General features: G+C 60.2%; 21 protein-coding genes. 16 read left to right on the top strand and 5 right to left on the bottom strand.

Annotated features, from left to right (window positions below; translation table 11 throughout):
- Positions 1-312: 312 nt before the first annotated feature.
- Positions 313-1,050: a thioesterase II family protein gene (locus BLU52_RS07620; protein WP_090282607.1), complete on the bottom strand. Its 738-nt coding sequence runs from the start codon at positions 1,048-1,050 to the stop codon at positions 313-315.
- Between the two features lie 129 nt (positions 1,051-1,179).
- Between BLU52_RS07620 and BLU52_RS07615 the strand changes: the two genes are divergently transcribed.
- On the top strand, positions 1,180-2,313 hold the full coding sequence (locus BLU52_RS07615) for a cupin-like domain-containing protein (RefSeq protein ID WP_090282606.1): 1,134 nt from the start codon (positions 1,180-1,182) through the stop codon (positions 2,311-2,313).
- 106 nt (positions 2,314-2,419) lie between these two features.
- Here the strand turns inward: BLU52_RS07615 and BLU52_RS07610 are convergent, their stop codons facing one another.
- Positions 2,420-3,592: an MFS transporter gene (locus BLU52_RS07610; protein WP_090282605.1), complete on the bottom strand. Its 1,173-nt coding sequence runs from the start codon at positions 3,590-3,592 to the stop codon at positions 2,420-2,422.
- A 243-nt stretch (positions 3,593-3,835) separates the two neighbouring features.
- On the opposite strand from BLU52_RS07610, the gene BLU52_RS07605 reads away from it, so the two are divergent.
- The 4 genes from BLU52_RS07605 (at position 3,836) to BLU52_RS07590 (ending at position 8,138) form a co-directional block, all read left to right on the top strand.
- Positions 3,836-4,636 carry a glucose 1-dehydrogenase gene (locus BLU52_RS07605; RefSeq protein ID WP_090282604.1) on the top strand — a complete coding sequence of 267 codons (801 nt, stop codon included), beginning with the start codon at positions 3,836-3,838 and terminating at the stop codon, positions 4,634-4,636.
- Complete coding sequence (locus BLU52_RS07600) at positions 4,629-6,455, top strand: glycoside hydrolase family 15 protein (RefSeq protein WP_090282603.1); 1,827 nt, start codon at positions 4,629-4,631, stop codon at positions 6,453-6,455. Before BLU52_RS07605 ends, BLU52_RS07600 begins: the two co-directional genes overlap by 8 nt.
- Before the next feature lie 309 nt (positions 6,456-6,764).
- On the top strand, positions 6,765-7,154 hold the full coding sequence (locus BLU52_RS07595) for a hypothetical protein (protein WP_090282602.1): 390 nt from the start codon (positions 6,765-6,767) through the stop codon (positions 7,152-7,154).
- Positions 7,155-7,250: 96 nt separating this feature from the next.
- Positions 7,251-8,138, top strand: a complete 888-nt coding sequence (locus BLU52_RS07590; protein ID WP_090282601.1) for an alpha/beta fold hydrolase — start codon at positions 7,251-7,253, stop codon at positions 8,136-8,138.
- Here the strand turns inward: BLU52_RS07590 and BLU52_RS07585 are convergent.
- The gene (locus BLU52_RS07585) at positions 8,107-9,090 is read right to left on the bottom strand and encodes a GlxA family transcriptional regulator (protein ID WP_090282600.1); all 984 of its coding nucleotides are present in this window, start codon (positions 9,088-9,090) and stop codon (positions 8,107-8,109) included. The two genes, BLU52_RS07590 and BLU52_RS07585, sit on opposite strands and share 32 nt — an antisense overlap.
- 91 nt (positions 9,091-9,181) lie before the next feature.
- On the opposite strand from BLU52_RS07585, the gene inhA reads away from it, so the two are divergent.
- The 5 genes from inhA (at position 9,182) to BLU52_RS07560 (ending at position 13,894) form a co-directional block, all read left to right on the top strand.
- Positions 9,182-9,868 (top strand): isonitrile hydratase, encoded by a 687-nt coding sequence (inhA, locus tag BLU52_RS07580; RefSeq protein ID WP_090282599.1) that lies wholly within the window; start codon positions 9,182-9,184, stop codon positions 9,866-9,868.
- Positions 9,869-10,217: 349 nt separating this feature from the next.
- A complete protein-coding gene (locus tag BLU52_RS07575; RefSeq protein ID WP_090282598.1) occupies positions 10,218-11,783 on the top strand; it encodes a methyl-accepting chemotaxis protein in 1,566 nt (521 codons plus the stop codon).
- A gap of 442 nt (positions 11,784-12,225) precedes the next feature.
- Positions 12,226-12,924 carry a hypothetical protein gene (locus BLU52_RS07570; protein WP_090282597.1) on the top strand — a complete coding sequence of 233 codons (699 nt, stop codon included), beginning with the start codon at positions 12,226-12,228 and terminating at the stop codon, positions 12,922-12,924.
- 397 nt (positions 12,925-13,321) lie between these two features.
- Positions 13,322-13,468, top strand: a complete 147-nt coding sequence (locus BLU52_RS26780; RefSeq protein ID WP_163005103.1) for a hypothetical protein — start codon at positions 13,322-13,324, stop codon at positions 13,466-13,468.
- Positions 13,469-13,474: 6 nt separating this feature from the next.
- Positions 13,475-13,894 carry a type II toxin-antitoxin system YafO family toxin gene (locus BLU52_RS07560; RefSeq protein WP_090282595.1) on the top strand — a complete coding sequence of 140 codons (420 nt, stop codon included), beginning with the start codon at positions 13,475-13,477 and terminating at the stop codon, positions 13,892-13,894.
- A gap of 291 nt (positions 13,895-14,185) precedes the next feature.
- Here the strand turns inward: BLU52_RS07560 and BLU52_RS07555 are convergent, their stop codons facing one another.
- Together BLU52_RS07555 and BLU52_RS07550 are read right to left on the bottom strand one after the other, a co-directional pair.
- Positions 14,186-14,551: a DUF6124 family protein gene (locus tag BLU52_RS07555; RefSeq protein ID WP_090282594.1), complete on the bottom strand. Its 366-nt coding sequence runs from the start codon at positions 14,549-14,551 to the stop codon at positions 14,186-14,188.
- 1,373 nt (positions 14,552-15,924) lie between these two features.
- Entirely contained in the window at positions 15,925-16,605 is a 681-nt protein-coding gene (locus BLU52_RS07550) for an alpha/beta family hydrolase (RefSeq protein WP_090282593.1), read from the bottom strand.
- Positions 16,606-16,697: 92 nt separating this feature from the next.
- On the opposite strand from BLU52_RS07550, the gene ccoN (BLU52_RS07545) reads away from it, so the two are divergent.
- The 6 genes from ccoN (BLU52_RS07545) to ccoO (BLU52_RS07520) all read left to right on the top strand — a co-directional run bounded on the left by ccoN (BLU52_RS07545) (position 16,698) and on the right by ccoO (BLU52_RS07520) (position 22,445).
- Positions 16,698-18,122, top strand: a complete 1,425-nt coding sequence (ccoN, locus tag BLU52_RS07545) for a cytochrome-c oxidase, cbb3-type subunit I (RefSeq protein WP_090282592.1) — start codon at positions 16,698-16,700, stop codon at positions 18,120-18,122.
- A 10-nt stretch (positions 18,123-18,132) separates the two neighbouring features.
- Positions 18,133-18,741, top strand: coding sequence for a cytochrome-c oxidase, cbb3-type subunit II (gene ccoO, locus BLU52_RS07540; protein WP_090282591.1), 609 nt, complete (start codon positions 18,133-18,135; stop codon positions 18,739-18,741).
- Positions 18,742-18,744: 3 nt separating this feature from the next.
- Complete coding sequence (locus tag BLU52_RS07535) at positions 18,745-18,942, top strand: cbb3-type cytochrome oxidase subunit 3 (protein ID WP_090282590.1); 198 nt, start codon at positions 18,745-18,747, stop codon at positions 18,940-18,942.
- Positions 18,939-19,895, top strand: coding sequence for a cytochrome-c oxidase, cbb3-type subunit III (gene ccoP, locus BLU52_RS07530; RefSeq protein ID WP_090282589.1), 957 nt, complete (start codon positions 18,939-18,941; stop codon positions 19,893-19,895). Before BLU52_RS07535 ends, ccoP begins: the two co-directional genes overlap by 4 nt.
- Positions 19,896-20,394: 499 nt before the next feature.
- Positions 20,395-21,837: a cytochrome-c oxidase, cbb3-type subunit I gene (ccoN, locus tag BLU52_RS07525; protein WP_024012334.1), complete on the top strand. Its 1,443-nt coding sequence runs from the start codon at positions 20,395-20,397 to the stop codon at positions 21,835-21,837.
- On the top strand, positions 21,837-22,445 hold the full coding sequence (ccoO, locus tag BLU52_RS07520) for a cytochrome-c oxidase, cbb3-type subunit II (protein WP_007917161.1): 609 nt from the start codon (positions 21,837-21,839) through the stop codon (positions 22,443-22,445). Before ccoN (BLU52_RS07525) ends, ccoO (BLU52_RS07520) begins: the two co-directional genes overlap by 1 nt.
- The last annotated feature ends 5 nt before the right edge of the window (positions 22,446-22,450 follow it).

Here is a 22,450-nt window from a genome sequence, read left to right as displayed (position 1 = left end):
TTCTCAGCATCCGGATCAGTAGGCAGGAAGCACAAAGGCACGTCATCCCTGTAAAACGAATGCAGACCGGAAAAATTAGCGAATGAGAACAACTGTCAGACGAGACTACCGAGGGCTTTCAGGCCCACACAAAACCCTTGCAGGAGTGAGCCTGCTCGCGAAGGCGGTGGATCAGGCGACATCACTATCGACTGATACAACGCCATCGCGAGCAGGCTCACTCCTACCGGGATTTGAGGATGAGCGGAAATTTGTGGTTCGGCGAACAACCAGTGCAGGAGCAAGCTCGCCCCCAAAGGGGTTTGGTGTTCATCAAGCGGTTGCGGCGATGGCGTGGCGGCGGTGATGCCTTTCCAGCTGATCCTTGATCACCTTGAGCACTTTGGCTTCGTGTTCGTGGATGAAGAAGTGCCCGCCGGCCAGCATGTCTACCGAGAAGCTGCCGTGGGTTTCCTGGCTCCAGCCGATCAACTGCTCGGTGGTGGCGCGGTCGGCCTTGCCGCCGAGCACGTGCACCGGGCAGTTGAGCAGCGGGCGCTGCACCGGCTCGAATTTGCCGCATAACTGGAAATCGGCGCGCAGGATCGGCAGGGTCAGGCTCATCAGTTCTTCATTGGCGAGCACTTCTTCGCGGGTGCCATTGAGTGTGCGCAGTTGCTCGATCAGCTCGGCATCGGTTTTCGGTTCGGCAAAGCCGCGATCGTAATCGGCACGCAGGGACGGCGCCGCCGTGCCCGAAGCGAACAGCGCCACCGGCTCCGGGCAGCCCAGCGCGCGCAAGGCATGGGCCATTTCACAGGCCAGCAAGGCGCCGAGGCTATGGCCGAACAGCGCATAGGGTGCATGCAGTGTCGGCCGTAATTCTCTGGCCAGTTGCATCGCCAGCACGCGCATATCGGTGTGCAGCGGTTCGCCAAAACGCGCGCCGCGCCCCGGCAGCTCGACCGGTTGCAGGCGCAGCCACTGCGGCAACTTCGGCCGCCAGCGGCTGTAGACCATGGCACTGGCGCCGGAATACGGCAGGCACAGCAGGGTCAACTGAGTCACCACGCTTCCCTCGAAAAATTCATCTGTAGAGAGAAACGGATGCGCGGGCGGGCAAATTAGTCGCCGGCCAGTAAATTGCCCAAACGACTGCTCGTTAACTGTTCAGGCCAAAACCAATAACGAGGGATCACCGTGGACCTGCAGAGCATTCTCGGCAAACTGTTCGCCAATGCCGGCGCTGTCGGCATCGAAGGCGTGTTTCAATTCGTGTTCGGTCCGCAGCAGGCCTACTGGTCCGAAGTCAAGGCTGGCAGCCGCACCGAGGCTGGCCGCCACGCCAGCCCGGACGTGACCATCGAAGTCGCGGAGAAGGATTTTCTCGGGATCATGGGCGGCATCGCCAACGTCGAAGAACTGTTTGCCAGCGGCCGCCTGAAGATCGGCGGCAACATGGGCCTGGCGACGCTGCTGCCGCAGATCATCGAGCACGCTATGCACGGCGGCGCGGTGGCGGAAAAGGTCGACATGAACAAACGCTACCCGACGCCGCCGCGCTTCAGCGAACAACTCACCGCCGGCCTGCCGACGCAACGCAGCGTCGAACGCATTGCGCGCAGCGATCTGTCGGTGGCCGAATTCCGAAGCCGTTACCTGCCCAATGGCATTCCGCTGGTCATCAGCAATGCGCTGCACGACTGGCCGCTGTTCAAGCTCAGCCGCGAAGAATCGCTGGTGCATTTCGCCGAGCTGCAGGGCATCACCCGGCACGGCGATTATGTGAAAAAGACCTTCTCCACCGAGCGAGATTTTCGCTCGACCTCGATGGCCGAATTCATCGCCTCACTGGACCAACCGACGACGAAAAGCGCAGATGGCGAGCCGCCCGCCTACATGGGCAACAACATTCTCCCGGCGCAACTGCTGCAACAGATCAAGTACCCGCCTTACTTCGATGCCGCGCAGTTCATCCCGCCACGCATCTGGATCGGCCCGAAAGGCACGCTGACCCCGCTGCACCGTGACGACACCGATAATTTGTTCGCGCAGGTCTGGGGGCAGAAAACATTCACCCTCGCCGCGCCGCATCATCGTGAAGCGCTGGGCACGTGGTCGACGGCACCGAAAGGCGGACTGGATGGTTGCGATTTCAATCCCGATGCACCGGATTACCAGCGCTTCCCGGCCGCGCGCGACGTGCCGTTTCTGCGGGTGACCCTGGAGGCCGGGGATCTGCTGTTCCTCCCTGAGGGCTGGTTCCATCAGGTGGAGTCGGTGTCGACGTCGCTGTCAGTGAATTTCTGGGTGAATTCGGGCCGGGGCTGGTAACAAGCCCTCTGCAGGAGTGAGCCTGCTCGCGATAGCGGTCTATCATTCAAAATCATATTGACTGACACACCGCTATCGCGAGCAGGCTCACGCCTGCAACTGCGATCTATTTCAAATGGCGGAAGCTCTGCACCGCAGCGCCGAGTACCACCGCCCCTGCGGCAATCGCCAGCCAGAAACCGCTGCGCGCACCGAACGCATCGACCAATGCCCCGGAGCCTGCCGCGCCAATTGCCACACCAATGCTCAAACCGGTGACCAGCCAGGTCAGGCCTTCGGTCAATTTGGCCGGCGGCACGATGCGTTCGATCAAGGCCATGGCCACGATCAGTGTTGGCGAAAAGAACAACCCGGCCACGAACATTGCCACCGACAAGCTGACAATATTGCTCGCCAGCAACAACGGTAACGTGGTCACCGCCGTCGCCACCCCGCCGTACAAAAACAAACGCGGCAACGGCAGTTTCGAACGCATCGCGCCGAAGGCGATGCCCGCCAGACACGAGCCGATCGCATACACCGACAACACGATGCTCGCCGCCGCCGGTTGCCCCTGGTGTTGCGCGAACGCGACGCTGACCACATCGACCACACCGACGATCACGCCCATGGCAATCATCAGGGCCAGCAGCAGTTGCACGTCGGTCGAGGCGATGATCGAGCCGTGATGTTCAGACGCATGCGCATGCACCGGCGGCTCGGTGCTGCGCTGCGCGACGAATGCGCTCACACCGATTGCCAGTGCCAGCAGCGCCGCCAACGGTCCCGCTTCGGGAAACACCGCCACGCACAGCCCCACTGACAATGGCGGGCCGACGATAAAACACACCTCGTCGAGCACCGACTCCAGCGCATAGGCAGTCTGCAATTGTGGCTGACCGCGATAGATTTCGGTCCAGCGCGCCCGCACCATCGCCGACATGCTCGGCATGCAACCAGCCAGCGCGGCAAAGACGAACAGCGTCCAGCTCGGTGCCTGCAACCGGGTACACAACAGCAACAGCAACAGGGCCCCGCCACCGATCAGCGCCGACAACGGCAGAATCCGCCCCTGACCGAAACGGTCAACCAGCCGCGACACCTGCGGTGCGCAAAACGCCGTGGCCAGGGCAAACGTCGCCGCCACGCCGCCGGCCAGCGCATAGCCGCCCTTGAGTTGCGAAAGCATGGTGATCACGCCGATACCGGTCATGGAGATCGGCATGCGCGCGATCATCCCGGCCAGCACAAAATTTCGCGCGCCGGGAGCGTTGAACAATTCGCGGTAAGGATTTGCCATCGGTTGCTGCCTCATCAAGGGCCGACACGTTGCCATAGGCTCGCGGCGCGGGGGAAGCGCGCAATTGTTGGTGGAATGTGAAAGACGCTCCCCACTTTGAATGTGCGGTGCACACCAATCCCCTGTGGGAGCGAGTCTGCTCGCGAAGACGCCAGCAAAACCATCCCGACATTTGCGCCAAATGAACTCTGGCGCCACACCACCAGTCAGCTAGGTAAGCCCTCACTCAAGGCGCAACTTTCCATGCAGATTTCCCTCGCCCGACAAGTCGCGATGGTCACCGGTGCCAGCTCCGGCATCGGCCACGCCTGTGCCAAAGCCCTCGCCGCAGCCGGCGCCGCGGTCGTCATCAACTACAACAGCAACGCTGAACCTGCAGAAGAACTGGCCCGGCAGATCATTGCCGATGGCGGTCAGGCGCTTGCCATCGGCGCCGATGTGTCGAAGGAGGATGAGGTCGAACGGCTGTTCAGCGAAACCCTCGACGCCTTCGGTACGCTGGACATTCTGCTGGCCAATTCCGGGCTGCAAAAGGATGCGCCAGCGGTGGACATGACGCTGGAGGACTGGAACACGGTGATCGGCGTCAACCTCACCGGCCAGTTCCTCTGCGCCCGCGCCGCCCTGCGGATTTTCAATCGTCAGGGCATTCGCGAAGGCGTGTCGCGCGCAGCCGGCAAGATCATTCACATGAGTTCGGTGCATCAGCGCATACCCTGGGCCGGGCACGTCAATTACGCGGCATCCAAGGGTGGCGTCGATCAGTTGATGCAAACTCTGGCGCAAGAAGTCAGCCATCAGCGCATTCGCATCAACGGCATCGCGCCGGGGGCGATTCGCACGGCGATCAACGCCAAAGCCACCGCCGACGACGCCGCAGACAAACTTCTCGAACTGATTCCCTACGGCCGTATCGGCGATGTCGAAGACGTCGCCAATGCCGTGGTGTTTCTCGCCTCGGATGCCTCGGACTATATCGTCGGCACCACCCTGTTCATCGACGGCGGCATGAGCCTCTATCCGGAGTTTCGCGGCAATGGCTGAGCATCCTCTGGAACGACAAAGCGCCATCGATGCTCACGGCATCATCGGCGACATGCGCAGCGCCGCGCTGATCAACGACCGCGGCAGCGTGGATTTTTTCTGCTGGCCGGAGTTCGACAGCCCGTCGATTTTCTGTTCATTGCTGGACACCCCCGAAGCAGGGATCTTCCAGCTCGCGCCGGACTTGCCGGACGCACGCCGTGAGCAGATTTACCTGCCCGACACCAACGTCCTGCAAACCCGTTGGCTGAACGAACGCGCCGTGGTCGAAATCACCGATCTGCTGCCGGTGGCCGACAACCCGGACGATTTGCCGGTGTTGCTGCGCCGCGTGCGGGTGGTCAGCGGTGAGGCGACGTTTCATATGCGCTGCGCCGTGCGCCACGACTATGCTCGCGCCGACACCCGTGCGCACATGGACGGGCAAACCGTGGTATTCCGCGCCGAGGGTCAGCCGTCACTGCGCCTGGCCGCCGATCAGCCACTGAGTATCGACGCAGAAGCGGCGGTCGCCACGTTCACCCTGACCCACCAGCAAAGCGCCGAATTCATCCTCGGCGCCGAAGACGATCCGCGCTTTCAGGACGGCGCAGCGCAGTTGTGCCTGCAACGCACCTTGCAGTTCTGGCGCGGCTGGATCGGCCAGTCCAACTACCGCGGGCGCTGGCGTGAAATGGTCAACCGCTCGGCCCTCGCGCTCAAGCTGCTGACTTCGAGACGCCATGGCGCGATCCTCGCCGCTGCGACTTTCGGCCTGCCGGAATCACGCGGCGGCGAACGCAATTGGGACTATCGCTATACCTGGATCCGTGACGCCTCGTTCACCGTGTACGCCTTCATGCGCCTGGGTTTCGTCGACGAAGCCAACCACTACATGCAGTGGCTGCGCGGGCGCGTCAGCGATTGCTGCGGCAAACCGATGAAGCTGAACATTCTGTACGCCATCGACGGCCAACAGGAATTGCCCGAGACCGAACTCTCGCACCTGTCCGGACACGGCGGTGCGCAACCGGTGCGCATCGGCAATCAGGCTTACGATCAGATCCAGCTGGATATTTTCGGTGAGCTGATGGATGCCGTGTATCTGGTCAACAAATACGGCGATGCGATTTCTCACGAAGGCTGGAAACATGTCTGCGAAGTGGTCGGTCAGGTGTGTGAGACCTGGCAGACCAAGGACGTCGGCATCTGGGAAATGCGCGGTGAGCAACATCACTTTCTACACTCACGGCTGATGTGCTGGGTCGCACTGGACCGGGCTATCCGCCTGGCTTCGAAACGCTCGCTGCCCGCGCCTTTCACTCAATGGGATCAGACCCGGCAGGCGATCTACGCTGACATCTGGGACAATTTCTGGGACGAACAACGCGGGCATTTCGTGCAGTACAAGGGCGGCACCGCGCTCGACGGCTCGATGCTGCTGATGCCGCTGGTGCGGTTTGTCAGCGCCAAGGACCCGCGCTGGCTGTCGACCCTCGAAGCAATCGAGAAAAGCCTGGTGCGCGACGGCATGGTCTACCGCTATCGCAACGACGACAACAACATCGATGGTCTGACCGGCACCGAAGGCGCCTTCGCGGCGTGCTCGTTCTGGTACGTCGAATGCCTGGCCCGCGCCGGGCAGGTGGAAAAAGCCCATCTGGAATTCGAACAACTGTTGCGTTACGCCAACCCGCTGGGCCTTTACGCCGAAGAGTTCGACAGCCATGGCCGGCATTTGGGCAATACGCCGCAAGCACTGACGCACCTGGCGCTGATCAGTGCGGCGAGCTTTCTTGATCGCAAACTGAGCGGAGAAAAGAGCAGCTGGCAGCCGTAAACAGTCGATTCTTCGCTACAGTTCGTCAGACAAATCGCTGCTTGAACGCATTTTGCCAAAGTCCGTCCTACACTCGTTCAACGCCTGCTAGCACTGCACGTCACCGCCGCTCCCCGCGGCGGTGACGTTTGGCGGCAGTGTGTGTAAAACGAGGCCGCCTGAAAACTGACAAATTGCAGGTAAGGCTTCCTCGGTAACTTGCACTTACACCCCGAAATACCTTGTTGCCAGCCGTTACATCCGCCCCTAACATCCAGCGCAACGGGCCAGCGGAGCTGTCCAACAAAACCCGAAATTCAAGGAAGCAGAATGTCCCGAACTATTCAACGCAGTATCGACTCCCCTCTTCGCACCGGCCTGACCCGCAGCGAACTCTGGGAAGACACCGACCAGGGTCTGATCAAGTGCTGGGAAGTCGGCCGCCAGCGCGCCGTACGCTTTCCGCAACTGGCCCTGCAGTGCCTGGACGGCGAATTGCCGGTACTTGGCTGGAAAGGTGGCGTCAGTCGCAGCCTGAAAAAACTCGAGAAGTACGGCTCGCTGAAATACCTGGCGCAGTGGCAAGGACTGCGCGGCGAGGACTTGAATATCGATCTGAACGCCGAACATTCACTGACGTGCACGCGCACGAAAATGGTGGTGACGTTTACCCCGGATCGGACGAAGTATTTCAATCAGGTGGCAGAAGTCGAGGCTTAGAGCCTGGTTGGCATGCGTCTCGTCGGTTGAGTCGAGCCGAGCAGGCTGACCGCAGGTCCAGAGTTCTTGAATGCGATTGAAACGGAGTGGTCAATCATGATCGAGACCGTGCTTACCCCAACCCTGACCATCGCCTACGAACAGCACGGACCGGCCGACGGTGCGGCGGTGATTCTGCTCCACGGCTTCCCGTACTCTCCGCGCGCCTATGACGAAATCGCTCCGGTACTTGCTGCACAAGGCTATTGCGTCATTGTGCCGTACTTGCGCGGTTATGGGCCGACCCGATTCAACAGCGAGCAAACACTGCGCTCTGGCCAGCAAGCCGCCATGGCGCAAGACCTGCTCGATCTGATGGATGCGCTGGGCATCGAGCAGACGATGCTTTGCGGTTACGATTGGGGCGGTCGGGCGGCGTGCATTGTCGCGGCGCTTTTTCCGGCACGCGTGCGCGGATTGGTCAGCGGCGACGGCTACCTCGTGCAGGACATCGCCCATTCGAATCAGCCATTGGCCCCAGAAGACGAGCATCGGCTCTGGTATCAGTATTACTTCCACACGCCGCGTGGCGCCGAGGGTCTGAGGCAAAATCGCCGAGAGTTATGCCAGTTGCTCTGGCGGCTGTGGTCGCCGACATGGCCGCGAAGGGACGAGCGCTACCCACTGACGGCTGCCGCTTTTGATAATCCTGATTTTATCGACGTGGCGATTCATTCCTACCGGCATCGTTTCGGCTACGCGGCGGGCGATCCGGCACTGGAATGGATGGAAGATGCGCTTGCCAAACAACCGGTGATCAGCGTACCGAGCATTTCACTGTGCGGTGCCGATGATGGCGTTGGTCCCCCTTCGGCGGTGGATGCCGATGCCGAACATTTCAGCGGCTTTTATCAGCGGCGCGTCTTGGCCGGCGTCGGGCACAACATCCCCGAGGAAGCGCCGCAGCAAACCCTCAAGGCAATACTGGATCTGTTGCAGCGCTGACTGAAAACCGCTCGCGATACGCCTGCGGTGTCACGCCAATGGCACGGAGAAAACTGCGCCGTAGCGTCTCTTCACTGCCAAACCCGCAATTGGCGGCGATGCGTTTGACCGGCAGGCCGGTGTCGCAGAGCAAGCGCCTGGCAGTTTCCACGCGAATCAGTTCAATCGCCCGCGCCGGCGTCTGGCCGGTGTCGGCGCGGTAGTGACGGACGAAACTGCGTTCGCTCATGCCGGCCTGTTCGGCCAGGGTCGCAATGCCAAGATCGCAGGTGAGGTGTTCGGCGATCCAGGCATGCAGTTCATCGAAGCGATTGCCCTGATTTTGCAACGACAGCGTCACGCTGAATTGCGATTGTCCGCCGGGACGCTTGAGGAACACCACCAGATGCCGGGCGACGTCGAGCGCGATGTCGCGGCCGAGGTCTTCTTCGACCATCGCCAATGCCAGATCAATGCCGGCGGTGACCCCCGCCGAGGTCCAGACCGGACCGTCATTGATAAAGATCGGGTTGGCCTCGACGTGCAGATTCGGGTGCTGCTGCGCCAGTTGCTCGCAGCGTGTCCAGTGGGTTACCACGCGTCGGCCGTCGAGCCAGCCGCTGGCCGCCAGCAGAAACGCACCGGTACACACCGAGGCCACGCGCCGGCACTGATTGCCGTGCTGGCGCACCCAGTCGACCAGTTCCAGATCTTCAGCGGCGGGATAGATGCCCCAGCCACCGGCGATGATCAAGGTATCGCTGGGCTCGCTCGGCAAGGGTTCGGCCAACACTGCCAACCCCGCCGACGACATCACCGCCCCGCCGCCGCTGGCAATCACCGTTGGCGCATAGGGGATTGGCATCCCGCGCTGGCGGGCCAGGTCATTGGCCGAGGCAAACACCTGCAACGGCCCGGTGACGTCGAGGATCTGCACGTTGGCGAACGCGAGCACGTGAATGGCTTTGGGCATTTTGGCGTAATTCGTGGGGTGATTGGCGTATGCGCCAGAACCTACGCGCCTACAGTGAAGCCGTCCAGCCCTTTTCATGAGAGTAAGCACGATGACTTTGCAGATCGGTTTTCTGTTGTTTCCACAGGTACAGCAACTCGACCTGACCGGCCCTTACGACGTACTCGCCTCGCTGCCGGGCGTGCAGGTGCATCTGGTCTGGAAGGATCTGATGCCGGTCACCGCCAGCACCGGCCTGCTGTTGAAACCGACCACCACGTTCGAGGATTGCCCGCATCTGGATGTGATCTGCGTGCCTGGCGGTGGCGGCGTGGGGCCGTTGATGGAAGATGAGCAAACCTTGAATTTCATCAAGCATCAGGCCGCTCAGGCGCGTTACGTGACTTCCGTTTGCACCGGTTCGCTGGTGCTCGGCGCGGCAGGCCTGCTGCAAGGCAAACGCGCGACCACGCACTGGGCGTACCACGATCTGCTGCCGACACTGGGCGCGATTGCGGTGAAGGATCGGGTGGTGCGTGACGGCAATCTGTTTACCGGTGGCGGGATCACCGCGGGGATCGATTTTGCCTTGGTGCTGGCGGCGGAACTGGTCGATGCGGACACGGCGCAACTGGTGCAGTTGCAGCTGGAATACGCGCCGGCGCCGCCGTTCAACGCGGGCAGCCCGGACAGTGCGCCGAGTGCGATCATCGATGAGGCCCGCCTGCGCGCCGCGCCTTCGTTGAAGTTGCGCACGGAAATTACCGAGCGCGCAGCAGCGAAACTCAACGTGCGCTGATCCCTCAGCCCAACACAAAACCCTGTAGGAGTGAGCCTGCTCGCGATGGCGGTGTGTCAGTCAATATAAATGTGGCTGACATACCGCCATCGCGAGCAGGCTCACTCAGGGGACCGCGGTTGATCGTCACTGGGGGCTGCACCCGGTTATCGCCGCACTTCCATGCACTCGCCCCGCCCCCGTGTAAAAAATCCTTCAAGAAAAACCAGTCGCGGATTGCCAATGCGTATCCGATGCTGGCCAATTGATGCAAGCGCTGTTTTGCGACGCCGTACTTAAATCTGAAAAAAAACTTCAATAAAAACCTGTCAGCGCCGACAACCTTTCAAAGCCTTGCGGATTGAACAACATGCGTAATAACCAGCCCATCACACAACGCGAACGGACTTTTCCGGCACAGCAACGGTTGATTTCCACAACCGACGCCAAGGGCGTGATCACCTACTGCAACGACGCTTTCGTCGAAATCAGCGGGTTTTCGCGTGAGGAGCTGATCCGTGCGCCGCACAATCTGGTCCGTCACCCTGACGTGCCGTCGGCGGTGTTCTCGCACATGTGGGGCACATTGAAACAAGGCTTGCCATGGATGGGCATTGTCAAGAATCGCTGCAAATCCGGTGACCACTATTGGGTTAACGCCTACGTCACACCGGTGTTTGATGGCAGTCAGGTGATCGGTTACGAGTCGGTGCGTGTCAAGCCCACCGCCGAGCAGATCCGCCGCGCCGAAGCGCTCTACCAACGCATCAACCAGGGCAAGTCGGCGATTCCATCCACCGATAAATGGCTGCCGATCCTGCAGGACTGGCTGCCGTTCATTCTGGTCAGCCAGTTGAGCTTCATGATCGGCGCGACCCTGACTTCGCAGTGGGGCTTCGCCCTCGCCGCCGCGCTGTCGGTGCCGCTGGGCCTGATGGGCCTGCAATGGCAGCAACGCGGGCTCAAACGCCTGCTGCGCCTGGCCGAACAGACCACCTCCGACCCGCTGATCGCGCAGATGTACACCGACAGCCGTGGCGCACAAGCGCGTCTGGAAATGTCGATCCTCAGCCAGGAAGCGCGCCTGAAAACCTGCCTGACCCGCCTGCAGGACACCGCCGAACACTTGACCGACCAGGCCAAGCAGTCCGACGCCCTGGCGCACAACAGCTCGACCGGCCTGGAACGCCAGCGCGTGGAAACCGAACAGGTCGCCACCGCCGTCAACCAGATGGCCGCCACCACCCAGGAAGTCGCCAGCCACGTACAACGCACCGCTGACGCCACCCAGGAAGCCAATCGTCTGACCGGCCGCGGCCGCGACATCGCCGGCGAAACCCGCGAAGCCATCCAGCGCCTGTCGGTGGTCGTCGGCGAAACCGGCCTCACCGTGACGCAACTGGCCAAGGACAGCGACGAAATCGGCGGCGTGGTCGACGTGATCAAAGGCATCGCCGACCAGACCAACCTGCTCGCCCTCAACGCCGCCATCGAAGCGGCGCGCGCCGGCGAGATGGGTCGCGGCTTCGCCGTGGTGGCTGACGAAGTACGCCAACTGGCGCAACGCACCAGCGAATCGACCGGCCAGATTCATGCGCTGATCGCCAAGCTGCAGCAGACCGCCTCCAGCGCCGTGCAAACCATGGAAGCCGGGCACCGCCAGGCCGAAGAAGGTGTCGCGCGAGTGCTGGAAGCGGATCAGGCACTGGTCGGCATCAGCGAAGCAGTCGCCAACATCACCGACATGACCACCCAGATCGCCGCCGCGACCGAGGAGCAAAGTGCGGTGGCTGAAGAGATCAGCCGCAACATCAGCAACATCTCGGAACTGGCGGACCAGACCTCGGAACAGGCGCATAACTCGGCGTTGCTGAGTGAAGAACTGACCAAGACGGCCAATACCCAGTATTCGTTGGTGGAGCGGTTCAACCGCTGATCAAGGCTGGAATGAAAAAACCCGGATGGCGTGAGCTTCCGGGTTTTTTCTTTTTTGATCAGGAATTTGTGAGGTCTGGCAAGCCGCCATCGCGAGCAGGCTCACTCCGACATTGGACTCGCGGCGACCACAGATCAGGTGCCTGACACCGATCCTCTGTAGGAGTGAGCCTGCTCGCGATGAGGCCCTCTTTGCCGACGGCGATCTCATTCAAGCAATGCAGACACTGCCTACACCTGCGCCAGAATCCGGCCCCGGCCTCCTGTAGGAGTGAGCCTGATCGCGATAACGCCTTTTATGCCTCCCAGGATCATCACTCCATGTCCAGTCGCTTCCGAGCATTCTCGAGGGCGATAGTGGCACATTAATATGCATCACCCCTTCAGAATTCCTGCATGCGGACGACAACCTCGGCAAATCCGTTCCTTGTTGTGAGTCCTTCATGAAGAAGTTCGCTGTCCTGATGTTCGCCGTTCTGTTCCTGGCCGGATGCGCCAACCAGAAATTCAAGCCCGAATACCGTACCCAGATCCACACCGTGAAAATCCTCCCGGTGTCATGGAAACCGCGGGAAATGAGCTATATGGGCCGCGAACAAGCATGGGGCGCCGCCATTGGCGCAGGCGTCGGCACCGGCGTAGGTCTGGCGGCGGGCGCTGGCAAAATCGGTACGGCGGCACTCGGCGGTGCCGGTTTTGCCGCTGGCTTGAAGGCCGGCGACCTGGCTTCCATGTCGACCGTCGATGCGATCCTGTACAACATGGAAACCGCCAATATCAACCTCGGCGACCTGGTGAAGAAGAGTTTCGAAGAAAAACTCGCCGCCAGCGGCCGCTTCAAAATCGTCGGCGACAACGAACCGGCGGACGCGCAGATTGAACTGACCGTATTCAACTGGGGCTTCGCCCTGACCCAAGGCTTCAGCAGCGTGGTTTACCCGACCATCGCGGTCAGCGGCGTGATGAAGCGCAGCGACGAGTTGATCTGGCAGCGCAACGAACCGATCACCGCGTTTAACGGCGCCAACACCTACGGTTACGAGCCACTGCGCTATCGCACCGAACCGGAACTGGTACGCACCGCGTTGACCGGTGTTTCGCAGATCGTCGGCGACTATCTGGTCAAGGATTTGAACGAGTAAAAGCGTGAAGCAGGCAGCGACGGGACGCTGAAATAGCAGCCATCCCGCGTCGCCCTTTTTTACACTTGAAAGCCCGGCAAGCGAGCGCTTCCGGGCTTTTTGTTTGTGATCTGGAATTTTTGGGGGCCGGCAGATCGTCATCGCGAACAGGCGAAGGCCTATATTGGATCTGCGGTGATCACAGGTTTATGTACCCGGTCACGATCCCCTGGAGCGAGCCTGCTCGCGAAGAGGCCTTCTCTGCCGACGACGATCTCACTCAAGCAATGCCGACACTGCCTACAACTCGCCCAGAATGCGCCGACTGGTGCTCGCTCAGACCAAGTTCTATCGTTTGCGGGTCAAAACTTATTCACATAAGCTGGTCAGCATGAATACACATCCTTCGGAGGCTCCGATGGCCACCACCCGAAAAACCGACAAACCCAGCAAAAAGGAAGTTCGTGAAGAGCTGACATTCCTCGATGTTCGGCAAGCCGCGCGTGATGGGCAGAAAGTGTTCGATAAATTTGTGATCACTGGCAGGCTACCGATCACAAAGTAGGCCTGAATGCCAGCCATCAAAATCTCTGCACTTTTTGAACGAATCAATAACTGGCAAAACTTCGCTGCACACTTTTACAACTACAAAATCTGCGATGAATTACCTGCCATCTTCGGGCGGGATGAACGACTCGATCTGAGCGACATGCACCATATCCACCTTGCCAGTACACAGGCACTGCAGGCTCGATGGGCAAAAATCAATCGTCAGTATTACCGGACAACATTGGTAAATGATGCTGACAATGACTTTTGGCTAATTTATGCCTATGACGCTTTTCGGGATGAGTACTTGCTACTGACAATCACCGGCCCGGATGCTCATAACCGAAGCGAGTGGGGGTCATTTTTGCGCACCGTGCATTCTGAAATCGTTGAACCCTGGGCACTAGGCAGGATTATCTTTCCCGATCTGGATGATTTGTGATTCAAAGAGCTGATCGAGACCGGCAACAAGCGAAAGATCGCTACCTGCGCACCGCCCATACCGATCATCCGTAAGAGCTGTGGCAGGCTGCGATCATTTGATCCTGCAAAACCGGGTAGCGAAAGCTTCCGGTTTTTTTATTAGGTGTCTGAAATTGATAGTGCTTGGCAGACCACCCTCGCGAGCAGGGCTCGCTCCCACTTCGGAACGAAGTGGGATCACAGATTTGTGCCGACGACAACCCCTGTGGGAGCGAGCCTGCTCGCGATGAGGCCATTACAGCCAGCGAAATTATTGAGGCAACTTCAGCTTATCCAGCAGGCGATTGACCAGCAGCTCGTTCAGCATGATCACCTGTTGCAGCGCCAGCAGCGGTTTACGCTCCGGGCCGCCTATCGAGTGGGCGATGTTGCCGGCCATCGCACGAGCATATGAAAGCGACGCGCTCGCCTCGACCAGCAGGGTTTCGTCATCCAGCGAAGGGTCGACGAGATAGACCGGGCGATTTCTCGGCGAGCTTGACGCAGCCGCCAGGTCTTCAGGTTTGAGGTAGTAATCGAGGGCGCGATCAGTGGCTTCTTTGACCTTTTGCGGGGTCAGCGCTGGATCGTGAGGGATTTGGTCGGTGACGGGTGGGTTGGGTGTGATTTTGAACATAGATAAAGCTCCAATTTGAAAATGGGAGCCATCACCCTCGCTACCAAACGGTGGGTGGCGGCCATGCGCGGGTTGGTAGACCGGTCAAATTGGGTAACCCGGCGCTCACGGAGGAGCCCCACGCATGCCCACCATACAAAGCCACATCTCAAAAAAAGAGACAGCATCGACGGTGTCGCGACAACGACAATTTAAAGCGGGCTACCAAACCCGATCACTGTTTTGCAGTGACCGGCAAACGATATAGCCCGCCCTATAGCCGTGTAAGCCGGCGGATTCTGGCGTACGCGTAGGCAACGGCGCAAGGAGTTGTAGCCGTTATGGCGTAACGGCTCGTGTACTTTAAACGCACGCACAAAATCATGTTTACGCAAAGAAAATGCCGGACAGTGAGGGCTTACAGCTCTTCATCCTTTCAGCGAAATCGCCCCTCACCCTAGCCCTCTCCCAAAGGGAGAGGGAACAGACCGCGGTGGATGTGAAAGGTACGCCGGCCTGAAATACCGAGTCGAACTTGAGTTTGAAAATCAAAAGCCCCTCACCCTAGCCCTCTCCCAGAGGGAGAGGGAACAGACCGCGGTGGATGTGAAAGGTACGCCGGCCTGAAATACCGAGTCGAACTTGAGTTTGAAAATCAAAAGCCCCTCACCCTAGCCCTCTCCCAGAGGGAGAGGGGACTGACCGGGGTGGATGTGAAAGGTACGCCGGCCTGAAATACCGAGTCGAACTTGAGTTTGAAAATCAAAAGCCCCTCACCCTAGCCCTCTCCCAGAGGGAGAGGGGACTGACCGGGGTGGATGTGAGAGATGCGCCGACGTGAAATACCGAGGCGAACGTAATTTCTGAAGCCCCACAAATCGGCTCCCTCTCCAGGGGGAGAGGGCTGGGCGGGCGGCGTTCCGATGAGGGGCAGCCACACCACAAAACCAAAGCCATCCACCGGCTTTTAACCACTCAACAATGAGCGTTAGCTCGAGTGCTTTTGATCTTGACTCACCGGCGACGTCGGAAGGCTGAGTGGAGGGATTGATCCGGGCGTGGGAGCGCAGCGACCGTCTGGCGCAGCCAGACACAGCGGAAGTAGGTGCAGCGAAGCAAACCGTAGCCGCTGCGCCCGGATCGATCCCGGAGCGAAGGGACCCGAGCCTGCGAGGGCCGAACGTAGGAGCAAGCGTTTTGGGTTACCTTTTTGGCGTTTGAAAAAGGTGACCCGCCGTAAGGGCGGAACCCTAAGTGGCCGTTACCGCAGCAACGGATATGCCCTCGAAAGCAAGATCAAAAGCGAACCCCCTCCCCCCAACCCTCTCCCCCAAGGGGGCGAGGGGGGAAGGGAGCCGATCTTCATGCAACGCAAAATCCGGCCCGGCTCAAAATCAGCCTCGGAGAAATTCAGCCACCTTCTGCGCAGCACTCGCCAAATGACCCGAATGCGTAAAGCCAGAAACCTTGAGCGGCTTCAAATCATGGTCCCCGGAGGCCAACCAAAACACCTCAATACTCGGAGACAAGCTGTAAGCCGCAACAGCCTCCCGATTGCCCAGCGCATCCCGCTCCCCCTGCACAATCAACGCCCGCGTACGCAACGAAGCCAAATGCTCAACCCGCGGCTTCTGCGGCTTGCCCACCGCATAAAACGGATACCCCAGACACACCAACGCATCCCCACCCAACTCATCCGCCAGCAAACTGGCCATCCGCCCGCCCATCGATTTCCCGCCCACAGCCAAAACCCCAGCGACATGACGCCGCACAACCGCAAAGACCTCCCGCCAGCACTCCAACAGTTTCGCCGCAGGATTGGGCGGCCGCTTCACACCGTCAACCCGCCGCTGCGCCATATACGGAAACTCAAACCGCAACACGTTGACCCCAAGCCCGGCAAGGCGCCCCGCCATGTCATTCATCCAGTCGCTATCCATCGGCGCCCCCGCCCCATGCGCCAGGATCAACGTCGCCGAAGCCTCACCAACAGCGGCATCCCAAAGCCACCCATGATCACGCACACACTGCGCCCATTGATCCCCGTCAATACTGGCCTTGTGCTGTTTGTCCATGCTTGCCTCGCTTTTAGTCTGCCTATAACTCCAGGCGAAGGATTCGCGCGGTTTGCGCGCGCTCACTTCGGCTGAACCGTGGATGGGGAACCATGAACACTTCTATCAGTACCGCCTACAACTACAAGGTGGTCCGCCAATTCGCCATTATGACGGTGGTGTGGGGCATCGTCGGCATGGGCCTCGGGGTTTTTCTCGCCGCTCAATTGGTCTGGCCGCAACTCAACTTCGATTTGCCCTGGACCAGTTTCGGCCGTCTGCGCCCGCTGCACACCAACGCGGTGATCTTCGCCTTCGGTGGCTGTGCGCTGTTTGCCAGTTCGTTCTACTCGGTGCAACGCACCTGCCAGACACAACTGTTTGCACCAAAAATCGCCGCGTTCTGCTTCTGGGGCTGGCAATTGGTGATCCTGCTGGCGGCGATCAGCCTACCGCTGGGTTACACCAGCTCCAAGGAATACGCCGAGCTGGAGTGGCCGATCGACATCTTGATCACCATCGTCTGGGTCGCCTACGCCATCGTGTTCTTCGGCACGATCATGCAGCGCAAGACCAGGCACATCTATGTCGGCAACTGGTTCTTCGGCGGTTTCATCATCACCGTGGCGATCCTGCACATCGTCAACAACCTTGAGCTGCCGGTGAGTTTCACCAAGTCCTATTCGCTGTACGCTGGCGCCACCGACGCCATGGTGCAGTGGTGGTACGGCCACAACGCCGTAGGCTTTTTCCTCACCGCAGGCTTCCTCGGCATGATGTATTACTTCGTGCCGAAACAGGCCGAGCGTCCGGTGTATTCGTATCGCTTGTCGATCGTGCACTTCTGGGCGTTGATCACCCTGTACATCTGGGCCGGCCCGCACCACTTGCACTACACCGCGCTGCCGGATTGGGCGCAGTCGCTGGGCATGGTGATGTCGCTGATTCTGCTGGCACCGAGCTGGGGCGGCATGATCAACGGCATGATGACCTTGTCGGGTGCCTGGCATAAGTTGCGCAGCGACCCGATCCTGCGCTTCCTCGTGGTGTCGCTGGCGTTCTACGGCATGTCGACCTTCGAAGGGCCGATGATGGCGATCAAGACTGTCAACGCCCTCTCCCACTACACCGACTGGACCATCGGCCACGTTCACGCCGGCGCCCTCGGCTGGGTGGCGATGATTTCGATCGGCGCGCTGTACCACATGATCCCGAAAATCTTCGGCAAGGCGCAGATGCACAGCATCGGTTTGATCAATGCGCACTTCTGGCTCGCGACCATCGGCACCGTGCTGTACATCGCTTCGATGTGGGTCAACGGCATCGCCCAGGGCTTGATGTGGCGCGCGGTCAACGAGGACGGCACGCTGACCTACTCCTTCGTCGAAACCCTGGTGGCCAGCCATCCGGGCTTTGTCGTGCGGCTGATCGGCGGGGCGATTTTCCTGAGCGGCATGTTGCTGATGGCTTACAACACCTGGCGCACCGTGCGGGCCTCGCAGCCTGCCGACGTCGTCGCTGCCGCGCAGATGGCCTGAGGAGTCCGCCATGAAACACGAAACGATTGAAAAGAACGTCGGCCTGCTGATGCTGCTGATGGTGTTCGCCGTGAGCATCGGCGGCCTGACCCAGATCGTCCCGCTGTTCTTCCAGGACGTCACCAACAAACCGGTGGAAGGTATGAAGCCCTACACCGCGCTGCAACTGGAAGGGCGCGACATCTATATCCGCGAAGGCTGCGTCGGTTGCCACTCGCAGATGATCCGCCCGTTCCGCGCCGAAACCGAACGCTACGGGCACTATTCAGTGGCCGGCGAAAGCGTCTGGGATCATCCGTTCCTCTGGGGTTCGAAACGCACCGGGCCGGACCTTGCCCGCGTGGGTGCGCGCTACTCGGATGACTGGCACCGCGCGCACTTGTACAACCCGCGCAACGTGGTACCGGAATCGAAGATGCCGGCCTACCCGTGGCTGGTCACGCAAGCGGTCGACAGCAGCCACACCGAAACCAAGCTGAAGACCATGCGCACCCTCGGCGTGCCGTACACCGACGACGATATCAGTGGCGCGGTCGCCAGCCTCAAGGGAAAAACCGAAATGGACGCCCTCGTCGCCTACCTGCAAGTGCTCGGCACTGCGATCAAGAGCAAGAGGTGAGCCATGGTCATTGAAATGAGCACTGGCCTGATACGCGGCCTCGGCACGGTCGTGGTGTTCGTCGCCTTCGTCGGCCTGACTTTGTGGGTGTTCAACCGCAAGCGCAGCGCGGAATTTGCCGAAGCACGACTGCTGCCGTTCGCCGACGAACCACTGCCCGACACAACCCCCGCCTCTGAAACAAGGAGTACCCGGCCATGACCACCTTCTGGAGTACGTGGATCTGCGTACTGACCATTGGCAGCCTGATCGGCCTGACCTGGCTGCTGATCGGCACCCGTCGGGGCGAGACCAAAGGCAGCGTCGACCAAACCATGGGCCACAGCTTCGACGGCATCGAGGAGTACGACAACCCGCTGCCGCAGTGGTGGTTCATGCTGTTCGCCGGCACGCTGGTGTTCTCGGTGGGCTATCTGATTCTGTACCCGGGCCTGGGCAACTGGAAAGGCATCCTGCCCGGTTACGAGGATGGCTGGACCGGCGTGCATGAGTGGGAAAAGGAAATGAACAAGGCCGACGCCCGCTTCGGGCCGATCTTTGCCAGGTTCGCTGCAATGCCGCTGGAGGAAGTGGCCAAGGACCCGCAGGCGCTGAAGATGGGCGGCCGTCTGTTTGCCTCCAACTGCTCGGTGTGCCACGGCTCGGATGCCAAGGGCGCGTTCGGCTTCCCTAATCTCGCCGACAGTGACTGGCGCTGGGGCGGCGACGCAGAAACCATCAAGACCACCATCATGGGTGGGCGGATGGCGGCGATGCCGGCCTGGGGCGAAGTGCTCGGTGAGGCCGGCGTGAAAAACGTTGCCGCCTATGTGCGCCACGAACTGGCCGGCCTGCCGCTACCCGCCGACAGCAAGGCGGATCTGCAGGCCGGGCAGCAGGCGTTCAGCACTACTTGCGTCGCCTGTCATGGCGCCACCGGCCAGGGGACTGCGGCGATGGGCGCGCCGAACCTGACCCATCCGGCCGGCTTCATTTACGGCACCAGCCTGACGCAATTGGAGCAGACCATTCGCCACGGTCGCCAAGGACACATGCCAGCGCAGAACGAGTTGCTGGGCAACGACAAAGTACAATTGCTAGCTGCCTATGTGTACAGCCTTTCAAAAAATAGTGAGCAATTGAGCGGTAAGCTTCGAGCTGAAAGCTCCAAGTAAAATCAACATCCATGTATACAATTCTGCAGGCGACTTGCATTTACTTGTCGCTTGCAGCTTGTAGCTCTTAGCTGCTTCTTTTTGTCGCACCCCTCCTACCCTCTCCTTTCGGAACCCCGGATTCGGGTCTACGCTTCATCGAAGCGGACCGGCTCGTTGCGGTCGCAGATCGATTTTGAGCGATGCGTTCGATGAAACGGCACACGGATTCGCCGCCAACGCCAATGGATACCGGCTGTTGCGCCGATTGCCCTTCATCCTCCCGAATACGACGCAGGAACAGACGCCGTCGACAGCGATCCGGACCACGCAGATTTTTCGTCCACTGCGACATTTTGGCAGAGGTCATTTTTGACCCTACGCGGCACATGGAAAGGCCGCAGAATCAGCGTTGGAAAGCATTGACCCAGGTCATGGCGCGTTGCAATGACCCCCTGCTTTATACATACTTGCGGCCGATTTTATCCCTATAAAAATACCCAAACCGTGGAACCTTAGAATGAGCACAGCAATCAGTCCGACTGCTTATAACTATAAGGTAGTCCGCCAGTTCGCCATCATGACGGTGGTCTGGGGGATCCTTGGCATGGGGCTCGGTGTTTTCATCGCCTCGCAACTGGTCTGGCCGGAACTGAACTTCGGTCTGCCGTGGACGAGCTTTGGACGCTTGCGCCCGTTGCACACAAACCTGGTGATTTTTGCCTTCGGTGGTTGTGCACTGTTCGCCACTTCCTACTATGTCGTGCAGCGAACCTGCCAGACGCGACTGATTTCCGACAGCCTCGCGGCCTTCACCTTCTGGGGCTGGCAAGCGGTGATCGTCGGCGCCATCATCACCTTGCCGCTGGGTTACACCACCACCAAGGAATACGCCGAGCTGGAATGGCCGATTGCGATTCTGCTGGCGATTGTCTGGGTCACCTACGGTCTGGTGTTCTTCGGCACCATCACCAAGCGCAAGACCAAGCACATCTATGTCGGTAACTGGTTCTACGGCGCGTTCATTGTCGTGACCGCGATGCTGCACATCGTCAACCACATGTCGCTGCCGGTCAGCCTGTTCAAGTCGTACTCGGCCTACTCGGGCGCCACCGATGCGATGATCCAGTGGTGGTACGGGCACAACGCGGTGGGCTTCTTCCTGACCACCGGTTTCCTCGGGATGATGTACTATTTCGTGCCGAAACAGGCCGAACGCCCGATCTACTCCTATCGCCTGTCGATCGTGCACTTCTGGGCGTTGATCACCCTGTATATCTGGGCCGGCCCGCACCACCTGCACTACACCGCCCTGCCGGACTGGGCGCAGTCGCTGGGCATGGCGATGTCGATCATTCTCCTGGCGCCAAGCTGGGGCGGCATGATCAACGGCATGATGACCCTCTCGGGCGCCTGGCATAAATTGCGCACCGACCCGATCCTGCGTTTCCTCGTGGTATCGCTGGCGTTCTACGGCATGTCGACCTTCGAAGGGCCGATGATGGCGATCAAGACGGTCAACTCGCTGTCGCACTACACCGACTGGACCATCGGCCATGTACACGCCGGAGCTCTCGGCTGGGTCGCCATGATCTCGATCGGCGCGATCTACCACATGATTCCAAAACTGTTCGGTCGTGCGCAGATGCACAGCACCGGTCTGATCAACGCGCACTTCTGGCTCGCCACCATCGGCACCGTGCTCTACATCGCCTCGATGTGGGTCAACGGCATCACCCAGGGCCTGATGTGGCGTGCAATCAACGATGACGGCACCCTCACCTACTCGTTCGTCGAAGCGCTGCAGGCCAGCCACCCGGGCTTCATCGTCCGTGCGCTGGGCGGGGCGTTCTTTGCCAGCGGCATGCTGCTGATGGCTTACAACGTGTACCGCACCGTACGCGCGTCGGATCCGGTTGAAGCCGAAGCCGCCGCCAAGATTGCCGTCGTTGGAGCTCACTGATGAAGCATGAAGCTGTCGAGAAGAATATTGGCCTGCTGGCCTTCTTCATGGTCATCGCCGTCAGCGTCGGTGGCCTGACCCAAATTGTTCCGCTGTTCTTCCAGGACGTCACCAACAAGCCGGTCGAGGGCATGAAGCCACGCTCGGCGCTGGAACTGGAAGGCCGCGACGTCTACATCGCCAACGGTTGTGTCGGCTGCCACTCGCAGATGATCCGTCCGTTCCGCGCTGAAACCGAACGCTATGGCCACTATTCGGTTGCCGGTGAAAGCGTCTGGGACCACCCGTTCCTGTGGGGTTCCAAACGTACCGGCCCGGACCTGGCCCGAGTCGGCGGTCGTTACTCCGATGACTGGCAACGTGCGCACTTGTACAACCCGCGCAACGTGGTGCCCGAGTCGAAAATGCCGGCGTACCCCTTCCTCGTGGAGAACAAGCTCGACGGCAAGGAAACCGCGAAGAAAATGGAAGTGTTGCGCACCCTCGGCGTCCCTTACACCGACGAAGACATCGCCGGCGCACAGGATGCGGTGAAGGGCAAAACCGAAATGGACGCGCTGGTGGCCTATCTGCAAGGCCTGGGCACCATCATCAAAAGCAAACGGTGAATCTG

It is taken from the genome of Pseudomonas granadensis (assembly GCF_900105485.1).
Classification (GTDB): Bacteria; Pseudomonadota; Gammaproteobacteria; order Pseudomonadales; family Pseudomonadaceae; genus Aquipseudomonas; species Aquipseudomonas granadensis.
The sequence above is the reverse complement of the archived record's forward strand: the minus strand, read 5'-3'. Positions and strand labels throughout refer to the sequence as shown.

Coding starts and splice junctions, on each gene's coding strand:
- BLU52_RS07610 (WP_090282605.1), bottom strand. CDS start 3,592: ATGGCAAATCCTTACCGCGAATTGTTCAACGCTCCCGGCGCGCGAAAT.
- BLU52_RS07605 (WP_090282604.1), top strand. CDS start 3,836: ATGCAGATTTCCCTCGCCCGACAAGTCGCGATGGTCACCGGTGCCAGC.
- BLU52_RS07600 (WP_090282603.1), top strand. CDS start 4,629: ATGGCTGAGCATCCTCTGGAACGACAAAGCGCCATCGATGCTCACGGC.
- BLU52_RS07595 (WP_090282602.1), top strand. CDS start 6,765: ATGTCCCGAACTATTCAACGCAGTATCGACTCCCCTCTTCGCACCGGC.
- BLU52_RS07590 (WP_090282601.1), top strand. CDS start 7,251: ATGATCGAGACCGTGCTTACCCCAACCCTGACCATCGCCTACGAACAG.
- BLU52_RS07585 (WP_090282600.1), bottom strand. CDS start 9,090: ATGCCCAAAGCCATTCACGTGCTCGCGTTCGCCAACGTGCAGATCCTC.
- inhA (WP_090282599.1), top strand. CDS start 9,182: ATGACTTTGCAGATCGGTTTTCTGTTGTTTCCACAGGTACAGCAACTC.
- BLU52_RS07575 (WP_090282598.1), top strand. CDS start 10,218: ATGCGTAATAACCAGCCCATCACACAACGCGAACGGACTTTTCCGGCA.
- BLU52_RS07570 (WP_090282597.1), top strand. CDS start 12,226: ATGAAGAAGTTCGCTGTCCTGATGTTCGCCGTTCTGTTCCTGGCCGGA.
- BLU52_RS26780 (WP_163005103.1), top strand. CDS start 13,322: ATGGCCACCACCCGAAAAACCGACAAACCCAGCAAAAAGGAAGTTCGT.
- BLU52_RS07560 (WP_090282595.1), top strand. CDS start 13,475: ATGCCAGCCATCAAAATCTCTGCACTTTTTGAACGAATCAATAACTGG.
- BLU52_RS07555 (WP_090282594.1), bottom strand. CDS start 14,551: ATGTTCAAAATCACACCCAACCCACCCGTCACCGACCAAATCCCTCAC.
- BLU52_RS07550 (WP_090282593.1), bottom strand. CDS start 16,605: ATGGACAAACAGCACAAGGCCAGTATTGACGGGGATCAATGGGCGCAG.
- ccoN (WP_090282592.1), top strand. CDS start 16,698: ATGAACACTTCTATCAGTACCGCCTACAACTACAAGGTGGTCCGCCAA.
- ccoO (WP_090282591.1), top strand. CDS start 18,133: ATGAAACACGAAACGATTGAAAAGAACGTCGGCCTGCTGATGCTGCTG.
- BLU52_RS07535 (WP_090282590.1), top strand. CDS start 18,745: ATGGTCATTGAAATGAGCACTGGCCTGATACGCGGCCTCGGCACGGTC.
- ccoP (WP_090282589.1), top strand. CDS start 18,939: ATGACCACCTTCTGGAGTACGTGGATCTGCGTACTGACCATTGGCAGC.
- ccoN (WP_024012334.1), top strand. CDS start 20,395: ATGAGCACAGCAATCAGTCCGACTGCTTATAACTATAAGGTAGTCCGC.
- ccoO (WP_007917161.1), top strand. CDS start 21,837: ATGAAGCATGAAGCTGTCGAGAAGAATATTGGCCTGCTGGCCTTCTTC.